Annotated in this window: 14 protein-coding genes; 2 read left to right on the top strand and 12 right to left on the bottom strand. The window is 53.2% G+C overall.

Annotation, left to right across the window (positions count from 1 at the left end; all coding sequences use genetic code 11):
- Positions 1-28: 28 nt before the first annotated feature.
- The 8 genes from truD to cysD form a co-directional block, all read right to left on the bottom strand.
- The gene (truD, locus tag EHN07_RS10675; protein ID WP_425267178.1) at positions 29-1,075 is read right to left on the bottom strand and encodes a tRNA pseudouridine(13) synthase TruD; all 1,047 of its coding nucleotides are present in this window, start codon (positions 1,073-1,075) and stop codon (positions 29-31) included.
- A complete protein-coding gene (gene ispF / locus EHN07_RS10680; RefSeq protein ID WP_124024132.1) occupies positions 1,075-1,554 on the bottom strand; it encodes a 2-C-methyl-D-erythritol 2,4-cyclodiphosphate synthase in 480 nt (159 codons plus the stop codon). The genes truD and ispF overlap by 1 nt, the downstream gene beginning before the upstream one ends.
- On the bottom strand, positions 1,554-2,264 hold the full coding sequence (gene ispD / locus EHN07_RS10685; RefSeq protein WP_124024133.1) for a 2-C-methyl-D-erythritol 4-phosphate cytidylyltransferase: 711 nt from the start codon (positions 2,262-2,264) through the stop codon (positions 1,554-1,556). The genes ispF and ispD overlap by 1 nt, the downstream gene beginning before the upstream one ends.
- Before the next feature lie 20 nt (positions 2,265-2,284).
- The gene (ftsB, locus tag EHN07_RS10690; RefSeq protein ID WP_124024134.1) at positions 2,285-2,599 is read right to left on the bottom strand and encodes a cell division protein FtsB; all 315 of its coding nucleotides are present in this window, start codon (positions 2,597-2,599) and stop codon (positions 2,285-2,287) included.
- Between the two features lie 172 nt (positions 2,600-2,771).
- Positions 2,772-3,095, bottom strand: coding sequence for a DUF3561 family protein (locus EHN07_RS10695; RefSeq protein WP_124024135.1), 324 nt, complete (start codon positions 3,093-3,095; stop codon positions 2,772-2,774).
- Positions 3,096-3,149: 54 nt separating this feature from the next.
- Positions 3,150-3,755 carry an adenylyl-sulfate kinase gene (gene cysC / locus EHN07_RS10700; protein ID WP_124024136.1) on the bottom strand — a complete coding sequence of 202 codons (606 nt, stop codon included), beginning with the start codon at positions 3,753-3,755 and terminating at the stop codon, positions 3,150-3,152.
- On the bottom strand, positions 3,755-5,182 hold the full coding sequence (gene cysN / locus EHN07_RS10705) for a sulfate adenylyltransferase subunit CysN (RefSeq protein ID WP_124024137.1): 1,428 nt from the start codon (positions 5,180-5,182) through the stop codon (positions 3,755-3,757). The genes cysC and cysN overlap by 1 nt, the downstream gene beginning before the upstream one ends.
- Positions 5,183-5,191: 9 nt before the next feature.
- Positions 5,192-6,100: a sulfate adenylyltransferase subunit CysD gene (gene cysD / locus EHN07_RS10710; RefSeq protein ID WP_124024138.1), complete on the bottom strand. Its 909-nt coding sequence runs from the start codon at positions 6,098-6,100 to the stop codon at positions 5,192-5,194.
- A gap of 269 nt (positions 6,101-6,369) precedes the next feature.
- On the opposite strand from cysD, the gene EHN07_RS10715 reads away from it, so the two are divergent.
- The gene (locus EHN07_RS10715) at positions 6,370-7,410 is read left to right on the top strand and encodes an aminopeptidase (protein WP_124024139.1); all 1,041 of its coding nucleotides are present in this window, start codon (positions 6,370-6,372) and stop codon (positions 7,408-7,410) included.
- Positions 7,411-8,167: 757 nt separating this feature from the next.
- Here EHN07_RS10715 and cysH read toward each other — a convergent pair.
- From cysH to cysJ, 3 genes are all read right to left on the bottom strand, one after another.
- The gene (cysH, locus tag EHN07_RS10720) at positions 8,168-8,902 is read right to left on the bottom strand and encodes a phosphoadenosine phosphosulfate reductase (protein ID WP_124024140.1); all 735 of its coding nucleotides are present in this window, start codon (positions 8,900-8,902) and stop codon (positions 8,168-8,170) included.
- A gap of 73 nt (positions 8,903-8,975) precedes the next feature.
- Positions 8,976-10,688 carry an assimilatory sulfite reductase (NADPH) hemoprotein subunit gene (cysI, locus tag EHN07_RS10725; RefSeq protein WP_124024141.1) on the bottom strand — a complete coding sequence of 571 codons (1,713 nt, stop codon included), beginning with the start codon at positions 10,686-10,688 and terminating at the stop codon, positions 8,976-8,978.
- Entirely contained in the window at positions 10,688-12,493 is a 1,806-nt protein-coding gene (cysJ, locus tag EHN07_RS10730) for an NADPH-dependent assimilatory sulfite reductase flavoprotein subunit (RefSeq protein ID WP_124024142.1), read from the bottom strand. Before cysJ ends, cysI begins: the two co-directional genes overlap by 1 nt.
- Before the next feature lie 301 nt (positions 12,494-12,794).
- On the opposite strand from cysJ, the gene queD reads away from it, so the two are divergent.
- Entirely contained in the window at positions 12,795-13,157 is a 363-nt protein-coding gene (queD, locus tag EHN07_RS10735; RefSeq protein ID WP_208646989.1) for a 6-carboxytetrahydropterin synthase QueD, read from the top strand.
- 46 nt (positions 13,158-13,203) lie between these two features.
- Here the strand turns inward: queD and queE are convergent, their stop codons facing one another.
- A complete protein-coding gene (gene queE, locus EHN07_RS10740) occupies positions 13,204-13,875 on the bottom strand; it encodes a 7-carboxy-7-deazaguanine synthase QueE (protein ID WP_115627477.1) in 672 nt (223 codons plus the stop codon).
- Between the last annotated feature and the right edge of the window lie 161 nt (positions 13,876-14,036).

Below are 14,036 nucleotides of genomic sequence, written 5' to 3' on the forward strand. Positions count from 1 at the left end.
ATTCACAACAAAGAACTGTCCAGAATTACTATTCGGCAATATTCGCATAACCACCCGGCGCGTTCATTAATTCACGCACAACGCTGGTAGCAAAGCTCCCGGCTGGCAACCAGAACTTCAGCTCAACGGTGGTATCGTCCCGCCAGTTCCAGCTCAGCTCTTTCGGCATCACCAGCATCGCCCTACGGGCGGCTTCTACGCGCTCGCGCACCAGAAGCGCCTGCAAATCCGTTTCCCCGGCAACACACTGCTGCTCAAATTCAAGCGCGGCGTTTAACGTCCCCCAGGCACCGTCACCCGGCAGCGGTGCGGTAATCAGTAATTCACCCGCATCGACACGCGGTTGCAGCTCCGGCATTTCTTCAGGCGTTGCCACAAACCAGCTTCCTCGCCCGGCGAGTTGCAAAGCGTCGCCGTCGATAACCTGGTTAAAATCGGGCTTTTTCAGCCTTTCGCTGACGATCTGGTTAAACATGGCGCTGCGAGCGGCTGACAGATAAAAGCTGCGTTTATTGCGATCGCGAATGGGCGCATTGCTTTGCGCCCAGCGCACGGCCTGGTGCAGGTTATTGCCTGCGATGCCAAAACGCTGGCTTCCGAAGTAATTTGGCACGCCGCGGTGAAGAATAGTATTCAGACGCTGCTCAAGCTCGGCGCGGTCACTCACTGCCCGCAATACCAGCGTGAAGCGATTTCCTTTTAGCGCACCCAGACGTAATTTACGGCGGTGACGGGCATATTCCAGCACCTGACAGCCTTCAAGCTGGAACGCGCTCATATCCGGCATCTCTTTACCCGGCAGGCGTGCGCAAAACCACTGTTCGGTAACCGCATGTTTATCTTTTTGCCCGGCAAAACTCACTTCCCGGGCAGGTACGTTAAGAAATTTAGCCAGCGCATCGGCAACGGAACGGGTGTTGCAGCCATTTTTCAGAATACGCAACAGTAAATGTTCACCTTCGCCATCCGGCCCAAAGCCCAGATCTTCGATAACCACGAAATCTTCTGGATCGGCTTTAATGACCCCTGCGCCCTGCGGCTTGCCATGCAGCCAGGTCAGATTTTGCATATCCATTATTGACCAGCCTTATGCAGCAGCACGACCGCTTCGCAAGCAATGCCTTCGCCACGGCCAGTAAAACCGAGCTTTTCTGTGGTGGTGGCTTTCACATTGACATCATCCATATGGCAGCCGAGATCTTCGGCGATGAACACGCGCATCTGCGGGATATGCGGAGCCATTTTCGGTGCCTGCGCAATAATTGTCACATCAACGTTTCCCAGGGTGTAGCCTTTCGCCTGAATACGACGCCAGGCTTCACGCAGCAGTTCACGGCTGTCTGCCCCCTTAAATGCCGGGTCGGTATCCGGGAATAGCTTACCGATATCGCCCATTGCGGCAGCGCCTAACAGAGCATCGGTTAATGCGTGCAGAGCGACATCGCCATCGGAGTGTGCAAGCAGGCCTTGTGCAAACGGCACGCGTACACCGCCGATGATAATCGGCCCCGGGCCGCCAAAAGCGTGTACGTCAAAACCATGTCCTATGCGCATTATTGATTCTCCGTTTGGGTTAACCGCGTGAGGTAAAACTCCGCAAGCCGCAGGTCTTCAGGACGAGTGACTTTGATATTATCGGCGCGGGCGCTAATTAATTCTGGATGAAAGCCACAATACTCAAGCGCTGAGGCTTCATCGGTGATCGATGCGTGTTCATCGAGTGCGCGCTGCAGGCAGCTACGCAGTAATTCCAGAGGGAAGAGCTGGGGCGTTAAGGCGTGCCAGAGATCTTCGCGATCGACGGTGTGCCCAATCAGATTTTTGCCCGGCTCGCCGCGCTTCATGGTGTCGCGCACCGGAGCGGCCAGAATGCCGCCAATGTTGCTGGTTGCGGTAATTGCCAGCAGGCGCGCTAAATCATCTGGATGCAAACACGGGCGAGCGGCATCATGCACAAGCACCCACTGCGCGCTATGCGCCACATTTAGCCCGGCCAGCACCGAATCGGCACGCTGCGCGCCGCCGTTAATCACGGTGATATCAGGGTGTGAAGCAAGAGGTAAATCAGCAAACCAGCTATCGGTGGGGCTAATGGCGATAACCACATGCGCCACACGTGGGTGAGCCATCAGGCTTGCCACCGCGTGTTCAAGAATAGTTTTATTGCCGATTTTTAGATATTGCTTAGGACATTCCGTTTGCATGCGGCTGCCGATACCTGCTGCCGGCACCACGGCAACTACGTCCGGGGAGGAGTCTGCCATGTAGATTCACTTACGCTTGATTATCGGTTGTTCTGCCCTGCACTGCTGCTTAAGCGCTTAGAGCTATCGGGTACCAGGCGGTAGAACGTTTCGCCCGGTTTAGTCATGCTTAATTCGTTACGCGCACGCTCTTCAATGGCTTCCTGTCCGCCGTTAAGATCGTCAATTTCCGCAAACAGCTGATCGTTACGCGCTTTGAGTTTCGCGTTCGTCGCCTGCTGGGCCGTCACGTCGTTATTGACCCGCGTATAATCATGTACGCCGTTTTTTCCAAACCACAGCGAATACTGCAGCCAGACCAGCAAGGCCAGCAATAGCAGCGTTAGTTTACCCATCCCGCCCCCTGAAAAACGGCACAATCATGGTACAAAATTTTATCGGACTTCGATTGGGGTACAAAGCTCCCCTTCATATTTGCGGCAGAATTTATCACAGAACGCGCCAACATGCGCGTTTGCAGGCGCGTAAGCTGCAATGCAGCCATAAATAGGGCTGAATATAGTAAGGCTAACCCATAAGCCACATGAATAAGATGCCAAACATCAGCGCCACCGCCAGCATAGTTGCGATACAACTGCAGATTAAACGCCCGCTTAAAAGGGAGTGCAGCGCGATGCCCACCACCACAGCAACGGGCAACACAGCGAGGAAAAAGGGCCAGGTATAGAGGAAGAAAAACAGCGTGTTGGGGCCGTACATTAAGAAGGGAATACCTAACGCCAATAGCCACGACAACAAACCAATCAGCGCACCGGCAAATGACCAGGTCGTCTCTTCAGTGCCGGGGCTGGCCTCAGCCGAGGTCATAGCTATGTTGGTGCCATTGCGCATAACGAATCCGTAAACCCTGCAAGCCAGGCGCGAAACGCCGACCCCGGCAATATGTTAGGTTTTGATAATAACGTCACGACGCAGCAGGTCTAATAATTGGCTAACCAAATTTGTTACTAATTGTTCGCCGTCTAAGCGTATTTCCGCCTGCACAGGCGCTTCATACGCGGAGTCAATACCGGTGAAGTTGCGCAACTCCCCCGCCCGGGCTTTTTTATACAACCCTTTGGGATCGCGCGCTTCGCAAATAGAAAGCGGCGTATCGACAAACACTTCGATAAAGCGCCCCTCCCCAACGAGGTCGCGCACCGTCTGGCGTTCTGCGCGATGTGGCGAAATAAATGCCGTCAGCACGACCAGCCCCGCATCGGCCATTAACTTTGCCACTTCACCCACGCGGCGAATATTTTCTTTACGATCGGCATCGCTAAAGCCCAAATCGCTGCACAAGCCGTGGCGCACGTTGTCGCCATCCAGCAAGTAAGTGCTGACACCAAGTTGATGTAATGCCTCTTCCAGCGCGCCTGCAACGGTAGATTTCCCCGAGCCGGAAAGCCCGGTAAACCACAGCACCGCCCCCCGGTGCTGGTGAAGTTGTTCGCGCTGCTCAACCGTTACCGGGTGCGCATGCCAGACGACGTTTTCGTCGTGCTTAGCCATTATTTGCCTCCCAGCAAATCACGCGCGCCCCAGTGTGGGAAGTGGCGACGCACCAGCGCATTCAGTTCCAGCTCAAAGGTGCTAAACGCTGACGGCTCCTGATACACCTCCGCTTGCGGCTCGCGCACCATTCCGGCCCCCACCGTCACGTTGGTCAGCCGGTCGATAAAAATCAGCCCGCCCGTCACCGGGTTTTCCTGATATTTATCCAGCACCAGCGGTTCGTCGAAGGTTAAATCCACCAGCCCGATACCGTTGAGCGGCAGGCTTTCCACCACGCGCTGCGTCAGGCTGTTAATTTCAACCTGATAGTGAATGTTATCCACGCGAGCACGCGTTTTCTTGCCCGCTACTTTAATGTCATAGCTCTGGCCCGGCACCAGCGGCTGTTCCGCCATCCACACCACGTCGACTTGCGCGCTCTGCACCGCAGGCTGTGCGTCACCGGCATCCACCAGCAAATCGCCACGGCTGATGTCGATTTCATCTTTTAGCACCAGCGTAATAGCCTCGCCCGCGGCGGCCTGCGGCAAATCCCCATCGAAAGTGACGATTCGCGCAATAGTTGACTCAACGCCCGACGGCAGCACTTTCACGCGCTGCCCGACGTTCACCACCCCAGACGCCAGCGTTCCCGCATAGCCACGGAAATCAAGATTCGGACGGTTCACATACTGCACCGGGAAGCGCATCGGCTGTTGTTCAACAATACGTTTTACTTCCACCGTTTCGAGCAGCTCAAGCAACGTTGGGCCGGTATACCACGGCATACTCACACTTTGCGTTGCGACGTTGTCGCCCTCAAGGGCGGAAAGCGGCACAAAGCGAATATCCAGATCCGACGGCAGCTGCTCAGCGAAAGCCAGGTAATCCTGTTTGATCTGCTCAAATCTGTCTTCGCTGTAGTCCACCAGATCCATTTTGTTGACCGCGACCACCAGATGCTTGATCCCCAGCAGCGTGGAGATAAAACTGTGGCGTCGCGTTTGATCCAACACGCTTTTACGCGCGTCGATCAATAAGATCGCCAGATCGCAGGTAGATGCACCGGTCGCCATATTCCGCGTGTACTGCTCATGCCCCGGCGTATCGGCAATAATAAATTTACGTTTTTCCGTCGAGAAGTAACGGTAAGCCACATCGATAGTAATGCCCTGTTCGCGCTCGGCCTGCAGGCCATCCACCAGCAGGGCCAGATCCAGTTTCTCGCCCTGCGTGCCGTGGCGCTTGCTGTCGGTGTGCAGTGAAGAGAGCTGGTCTTCATAGATCTGGCGCGTGTCATGCAGCAGGCGGCCAATCAGGGTACTTTTGCCGTCATCGACGCTGCCGCAGGTCAGGAAGCGCAGCAGGCTTTTATGCTGCTGCGCGTGCAGCCAGGCTTCAACGCCGCCAAGATCGGTAATCTGTTGTGCAATAATGGTATTCATGGCGGCTCCTTAGAAATAACCCTGGCGTTTTTTTAGCTCCATGGAGCCGGCCTGGTCGCGGTCAATAGCCCGCCCCTGGCGTTCACTGGTGGTTGAAACCAGCATCTCTTCGATGATTTCCGGCAGCGTCTGGGCTGCGGACTCCACGGCGCCGGTCAGCGGCCAGCAGCCCAGAGTGCGGAAGCGCACCATTTTTTGCTCAATCACTTCGCCGGGTTGTAAATCAATACGGTCATCGTCAACCATCAACAACATGCCATCGCGTTCCAGCACCGGACGCGGGGCGGCCAGATACAACGGCACGATGTCGATATTCTCCAGGAAGATGTACTGCCAGATATCCAGCTCGGTCCAGTTTGAAAGCGGGAACACGCGAATACTCTCGCCTTTGTTAATCTGACCGTTGTAGTTATGCCACAGTTCCGGGCGCTGGTTTTTTGGGTCCCAGCGGTGGAAGCGATCGCGGAATGAATAGATACGTTCTTTCGCTCGGGATTTTTCTTCATCGCGACGCGCGCCGCCAAAGGCGGCATCAAAACCGTATTTGCTCAGCGCCTGCTTCAGGCCCTCGGTTTTCATGATGTCGGTATGTTTGGCGCTGCCATGGACAAATGGGTTAATGCCCATCGCCACGCCTTCCGGGTTTTTATGCACCAGCAGTTCAAAACCGTAGTTCTTCGCGGTGCGGTCGCGGAAATCGTACATTTCACGGAATTTCCAGCCGGTATCCACATGCAGCAGCGGGAAGGGAAGCGACCCCGGGTAGAAGGCTTTACGAGCCAGATGCAGCATCACCGAGGAGTCTTTGCCGATGGAATACATCATCACCGGATTGGAAAATTCGGCGGCGACCTCACGGATGATATGGATGCTTTCAGCCTCCAGCTGCCGTAAGTGAGTCAGTCGTTTTTGGTCCATAACCTGCCCTTAACCGAGGTTGAGTACGGAGGGTCATGGCCCGCCGTTTAACAATTCATGTGGGGACTATACGGCTGAGGTTTATTTGTTATGAAATTACGAATTGGAATGAGTAGTTCCACAAAGGAATAACGCGCTGGCAATGCAAATCTCAAAATGTGCTTAACCAGTGAGATAGCTGGACTTTCAGAGCAATTGAAATTGTGTAACGTCCATCACAGTTTCATACTATGGAGGCAAAATTTTTCCTGGTTGAAAGGACCTCCACTATGTTTTCCGCATTGCGCCACTCGTTAACCTGCCTGGCGCTAAGCATTTGCTGTACCCTGCCTGCTTACGCAAGCGCCGCGCCCATGGGCAGTATTGCCAGCCAACAAACGCGCCACATTGCCACGGTATTCCCGGGGCGCATGACGGGGAGTCCCTCAGAAATGCTGGCGGCAGATTACCTCAAACAACAATTTAGCCAGCTTGGCTACCAAAGCGATATTCGCCGTTTTAACACGCGCTATTTGTACACCACCAAAGAGGGTCATCAAAGCTGGCATAACGTCAGCGCCAGTTCCGTGATTGCCGCGCGCGAAGGGATTGAACCGCAACAAATCATTATCATGGCGCATCTCGACACTTACTCACCGCTCAGCGATAACGATGTGAATAACAATCTCGGCGGGTTAACGCTGCAAGGCGTGGATGATAATGCCTCTGGCCTCGGCGTAATGCTTGAACTGGCGGCGCGCCTGAAAGATATTCCCACGCGCTACGGCATCCGTTTTATCGCCACCAGCGGCGAAGAGATTGGTACTTTGGGCGCGGAAGATATTCTCAAACGCATGAGTGCGAGCGAGAAGAAAAACACGCTGCTGGTGATCAATCTCGACAACTTAATCGTCGGCGACAAACTCTATTTCAACAGCGGGAAATCAACGCCAGCAGCGGTAAGCAAACTGACACGCGATCGTGCATTGGCGCTGGCGCGCCAGCTAAATATTAAGGCTGCAACCAATCCGGGGCTCAATGCCAACTATCCGAAAGGAACCGGTTGTTGTAACGATGCTGAGGTATTCGATAAGGCCGGCATTCCCGTGCTTTCAGTTGAAGCAACCAACTGGTCTCTGGGCAAGAAAGATGGCTATCAGCAGCGGGCGAAGAGCAAAGCCTTCCCGGAAGGAACAAGCTGGCATAACGCTTTGATTGATAATCAACAGTACCTGGATAAATGGTTGCCGCATCGCCTCGAAAAGCGCAGCCATGACGTGGTGCGGGTGATGCTGCCGCTGGTGAAAGAGCTGGCGAAGGCGGGGAAATAATCAACGGTTTCTTCGTTAATGTAAAAACTGAAGTACAAATACTCCGGCGATTCGTTTAATTCAGCTAACTCCCGTTGGCTCACAAAAGCAGAAGATCAGTTTTTGTCGGGGGCCAACGGTAAGCGCCATCTACCATTTACCCTGGTTGTGTCGGATGGTGCTGCCGCTTATACGAATGGCGAAAAAGATTCGACATTGGCCTCATGATTATATCCATGGAAGCCAGCTTATCCCTTCGGTTTATCCCCGCTGGCGCGGGGAACACTCTAAAACTATATAACTGATCTATAAGAATTTTTTTCGCATCAGAAAAGCTACCAATTTTCCCATCTTTTTAAAGAACTCTAACTCATTGAATTCTTAGAGAGTAAAACTATTCAATACCTGAAAAAATGAATTCACCAACACTTTACTATTTCCGTGGCAAAAATTATTCAAGAAAATGGGAAATAATCGTGGATACTTTCTTCCCACACCATAGTCCCTGTAGCGTTGTCCTTTAGCTAAAAATCCGCCCATGACAAATAATTAACAATTTTGAATCCATATCCTTACAACTTCAATTAATCTTCAGGAAACGAAAAATGAAGCCTTATGCTTCATATAAGATTTTTAAATAACAAGCGGTTAAAAATAATAAATAAAACACATGAATATAATTTATGTTATTTAAAAAATGAAAAATGGAGTTAGGTGGTGAGACAATCTTATAGTAAATAAATAGGTTGAGCCGCTAACTCAACCTTATTTTTAAAACTCAACCTTCGTGCAAACCGCACTCGCGTTTCAGGCCGAAGAAGCGGGTTTCTTCTTCCGCCATACCTTCTTCCCATTTCCGCGTAGTGTGAGTGTCGCCTACTGAAAGGTAGCCTTGATCCCACAACGGGTGATATTTCAGGCCGTTGGCAGTGAGATACTGGTAAACCTGGCGGTTATCCCAGTCGATGATCGGCAGAATTTTAAACACTTCGCGCTGAATCGCCAGCACCGGTAAATTCGCCCGGCTACCGGACTGTTCGCGCCGCAGGCCAGCAAACCAGGTTTGCCCGTTAAGTTCGCGCAGCGCACGGTTCATCGGCTCGACCTTGTTGATGTCATTGTATTTTTCAATGCCTTCAACGCCCTGTTCCCACAGCTTGCCGTAACGCGCTTCCTGCCACGCCGCACTTTCCTGCGCGCTAAACACTTTCAGGTTCAGCTTCAGATTGTCGGTTAGCTCATCGATAAACCGGTAGGTTTCCGGGAACAGGTAGCCGGTGTCGGTGAGAATAACCGGAATATCCGGAAACTGTTGAGTCACCAGATGCAGGCTTACCGCCGCCTGAATACCGAAGCTTGAAGAGAGTACGAACTCCCCCGGAAGATTATCCAGCGACCACGCCACACGCTGCTGCGCGGTGAGTTTTTCGAGCTGGCTGTTGACCTCGGCCAGCGCCATCACGCGCTCAACTTTTGGCAATTCATTCAGCGCTTTTAGATCGAGTACCGACATACGTGCCTCGCTTTGTTAATGTTTCCCTCACCCCGACCCTCTCCCACAGGAGAAGATTAGGGTGAGGGGAAAATTAGTCCCAAAAATCACGCGCAGGATCGAGCACCGGACGAATAATCCCGACCCGGATGGTGAAATCGCCAAAGCCTTCATCCGCTTCACGCTCTTGCGACCAGCGCCCCACCAGTTCATCAATAGAGGCCAGAATTTCCGGCTCGGTGATATTTTCACGGTACATCCGCGGAATACGCGTGCCGATACGGTTGCCGCCGATGTGCAGGTTGTAGCGCCCAGGCGCCTTACCGACCAGGCCGATTTCTGCCAACAGCGCGCGCCCACAGCCGTTCGGGCAGCCGGTTACGCGCGTGACGATGTGTTCATCGGGCAGATGGTGTTTTTCCAGCACGGCTTCCACTTTAGTCACAAACTGCGGCAGGAAACGTTCTGCTTCCGCCATCGCCAGCGGGCAAGTCGGGAATGCTACGCACGCCATCGAGTTTTCGCGCTGCGGTTTTACCGCGTCCATCAGGCCGCTTTCTCTGGCAATCTTCTCGATTGCGGCTTTCTCGCTTGCCGGAACGCCCGCCACGATCAGGTTCTGATTGGCGGTCAGGCGGAAATCGCCCTGGTGGATCTTTGCGATCTCCAGCAGGCCAGTTTTCAATGAGCGACCCGGGTAGTCGAGAATACGGCCATTTTCGATAAACAGCGTCAGATGCCATTTGTCGTCGATGCCTTTTACCCAACCAATTCTGTCGCCGCGTCCGGTAAATTCATACGGGCGAATCGGCTCGAATTTGATGCCCGCACGGCGCTCAACTTCCGCTTTGAACACCTCAACGCCAACGCGCTCAAGGGTATATTTGGTTTTGGCATTTTTACGATCGGTACGGTTGCCCCAGTCACGCTGCGTGGTAACCACGGCTTCCGCAACGGCCAGCGTGTGCTCCAACGGAATGTAGCCAAACTCGCTCGCGGTGCGGGCGTAAGTCGCTTTATTACCGTGCTCAATTGACAAGCCACCGCCCACCAGCAGGTTGAAGCCCACCAGCTTGCCGTCTTTGGCGATCGCGATGAAGTTCATATCGTTGGCATGCAGATCGACATCGTTCTGCGGCGGCACCACCACCGTGGTTTTAAACTTACGCGGCAGATACGTTTCGCCAAGGATCGGCTCTTCGTCCGTGGTCGCAACTTTCTCTTGATCCCACCAGATCTCCGCGTAAGCACGCGTGCGCGGCAACAGATGTTCAGAAAGTTTTTTCGCCCACTCGTAGGCTTCCTGGTGCAGCTCGGACTCCACCGGGTTGGACGTACAAAGCACGTTACGGTTGACGTCGTTGGCGGTTGCCAGCGCGTCCAGCCCCACTTCATGCAGCATTTCGTGGGCCGGTTTGACGTTCCTTTTCAGAATGCCGTGGAACTGAAAGGTCTGACGGTTGGTCAGGCGAATGCTGCCGTAAATCGTTTTGTCTGCAGCGAACTTATCAATCGCACGCCATTGCTCGGTGGTAATAATTCCACCCGGCAGGCGGCAGCGCAGCATCATGGCGTGGCGCGGCTCAAGCTTTTGCTCCGCACGTTCAGCACGAATATCACGGTCATCCTGCTGATACATGCCGTGGAAGCGAATCAGCAGGAAGTTGTCGCCGCGGAAGCCCCCGGTCAGCCCGTCCTGCAAATCTTCTTTGATGGTGCCGCGCAGGTAGTTACTTTCGCGTTTCAGGCGCTCGGCATCGCTCAATTTGCCTTCGACCACTAATGGTCCTGGGTGTTTTTCGCTCATTAGTAGACATCTCGCTGATAACGGCGCTCAACGCGCAGCTCACTTAAAAATTCATCGGCCGAATCGAGGTCCATACCACCGAATTCGGCTACCACTTCCAGTAATGCCTGCTCTACGTCTTTTGCCATGCGATTGGCATCGCCACAGACATAAATGTGGGCACCTTCATTAATCCAGTTCCACAGTTCCGCGCCTTTTTCGCGCAGTTTATCTTGTACGTATATTTTATGTTGCTGGTCGCGGGACCAGGCGAGATCGATGTTGGTCAGCAAGCCGTCTTTGACGTAACGCTGCCATTCAACCTGATAGAGGAAGTCATCAGTAAAGTGCGGGTTGCCGAAGAACAGCCAGTTCTTACCGCTTGCCCCGTCGTTTTCACGCTGCTGCATAAAGGCGCGGAATGGCGCAATACCGGTGCCTGGGCCAATCATGATAACCGGGGCTTCCGGGTTGGCTGGCAGGCGGAAGTTGTCGTTATGTTCAATGAACACGCGCACTTCGCCGTCTTCTTCCAGGCGATCGGCCAGGAAGCCCGATGCACCGCCCGTACGCGCGCGGCCTTCGATGTCGTAACGCACCACGCCAACCGTAATGTGCACTTCCGTTTCGGCTTCCGCCTGGGAAGAAGCGATGGAGTACAGGCGCGGCGTCAGCGGGCGCAGTAAATCAATCAGTTGTTCGGCGGTTAATTCATCCGGAGCGTAACGCACCATGTCGACAATCGGTGTGTTCTGGGCAAAGTGTTGCAGCTTGGTTTTATCGCCAACCAAATCCAGCAGCGCCGCATTGCGCGTGATTTGCGCGTATTTCTCAACGATGTTGGCGGTGTTGATGGTCAGCTCGAAATGCCATTCCAGCGCTTCGCTTAACGGCAGCGTTTTGCCATCGACGGTGACGCTTTCGTCACCTTTCAGCCACAGCAATTCGACCAGTTCTTTCACCAGCGCCGGATCGTTTTGATACCAGACACCCAGCGCATCGCCAGGCTGGTAGCGCAGGCCGGAATCACCAAGGTCAATTTCAATATGGCGCACGTCTTTTTCAGAATCACGACCGGTGATTTTCTGATTAACCGCAAGCGTTGCGGTTAACGGCGCTTCTTTGGTATAGGGGCTTGAGAAAATTTCGTTCACCGCACCCGTGGCGGTTACGGCCGCCTGTGCCGGGGTTTCTGCCGGAATGCGAGATTTCAGCACTTCGACAATTTTAGCCCGCCATTCAGCCGCGGCAGGCTGGAACTCAACGTCGGTATCTACGCGCTCAAGAAGGCGTTCGCCGCCCAGCTCCGCCAGTTTGCTGTCAAAATCTTTACCGGACTGGCAGAAGAACTCATATGAGGTATCACCCAGGCTGAATACGGCAAAGGCGGTGGCCGTGAGTTTTGGCGCTTTTTTCGAGAACAGGAATTTGTGCAACGCCACAGCTTCTTCAGGCGGTTCGCCCTCGCCTTGCGTGGAGGTCACCACAATCAGCAGTTTTTCCTGGGCAATTTGTTTGAATTTATAGTCGCCCGCGTTCACCAGGTTAACGTTCAGCTTTGCTGCCAGCAAATCATCGCGTAATTGTTCGCTCACGCGACGTGCGTTACCGGTCTGGGATGCAGAAATCAACGTAATCACCGGTGCTTCAGCCGCAGCTGGCAGCATTTGTGCAACGTTACCCGGTTGTTGATTAATCATTCCCCAGAAATAGCCCGATAGCCAGGCCAGTTGAGTCTGCGAGAAATCAGTTGTCGCCGCCTGGAGGCGTGCCAGTTGCTCCGGGGTCAGCGGCAGCAAAGCGGTCGGTGGGGCCTGAGTCGTCATGCGTTTTGGGTTCCAGTAGCAAAGGTCCGTTTTCAGGAATAAACGGCAATAAGGTAAGGTTAACCAGAGCGATAGTAACAATTAAAGAAGGGATAGAAATAACAAATAACCAAAAGGACTAATCGCTTTTACGGGTAATCCATAACGTTAAAAGTGGTTATATAAGCCATTGAAAAATAAAATATAAAATCAAGAATAGCCTGGAGAATGGGGGGTTTACGCAGCGCGCATGATTTAAGTTAATGCGCAAAATAGTGGATTCCGGTACTATGCGGCGGTTTTTCGCCCTACAGAGAATACAATAATGACCACCACCCTGTTTAAAGATTTTACCTTCGAAGCCGCCCACCATCTGCCGCACGTGCCGGAAGGCCACAAATGCGGTCGCCTGCACGGACATTCTTTTATGGTGCGTCTGGAAATCACCGGCGAGGTTGATCCTTATACCGGCTGGATTATGGATTTTTCCGAGCTAAAAGCGGCGTTTAAACCGATATATGACAGGCTCGATCATTACTATCTGAATGATATTCCAGGGCTTGAGAATCCTACCAGCGAAGTGCTGGCAAAATGGATTTGGGACCAAATGAAGCCGATTGTGCCGCTGCTAAGCGCGGTGATGGTGAAAGAGACCTGTACCGCCGGCTGCGTGTATAAAGGTTAAAAAGTTAAAAGGTTAAAAAAGGCACCGTCGAAGTGCCTTTTTGCTTTTAAGCGATATTCAAATATTTGTGCGTTTGCATCGAAAGCCGCCAGTTGCGGGCGATACAGGTTTCAATGCACAGACGCGTGGCGTCTTCTTTCTGGCTGATAGGCTGGAGCGCAATTACCCGCTTTTTATCATCTACTAACGTCGCCAGCAGTTCATCCAGCGCTTCAATATCCCGCATCCGTCCAACCGGGTGTTTAATTTCATCCGCGCGTTCTAACGCCTGAGAAAGCACGTCGTAACCGCCACGCATATTCACCTTCGGGGAAACGGTGACCCAGGTGCCCGCGGTGCAGCGCACTTCGTGGGTACCGCTGGTTTCAATCTGGCAGCTATAGCCGTGGTGCTCAAACAGCGAGGTTAACGGCGTGAGATCGTGAATGCACGGTTCGCCGCCGGTAATCACCACGTGGCGTGCGGTGTAATCCTGGCGCTGGAAAATAGCCAACAGATCTTCCGCAGTTGCGCTGCCCCATTTATCGCTTTCTTTGGTTTTCGCCAGAATGCTGAACAGAGAGACTTCACGATCCGCGAGTTTATCCCAGGTGTGTTTGGTATCGCACCACGCGCAGCCCACCGGGCAGCCCTGCAGGCGAATAAAAATGGCGGGCACACCGGTAAAATAGCCCTCCCCTTGCAGGGTCTGGAACATCTCGTTAATCGGATACTGCATAGTCATCTCAAAATAGGTGTAAAACGTAATTATCGCAGAAGTCACGGTGGAGGTCATGCGCAACGCGGCTGCTGCGGCATATGTTCTGAAATAAGCGCTTTATCCGTGTCCGATCCCCCTTCGTCACAGCAGGTTATAGTGCTTACCATCACAACATTTGG

Origin of the sequence: Buttiauxella warmboldiae (assembly GCF_003818135.1) — a bacterium.
In the GTDB taxonomy this organism is placed as follows: Bacteria; Pseudomonadota; Gammaproteobacteria; order Enterobacterales; family Enterobacteriaceae; genus Buttiauxella; species Buttiauxella warmboldiae.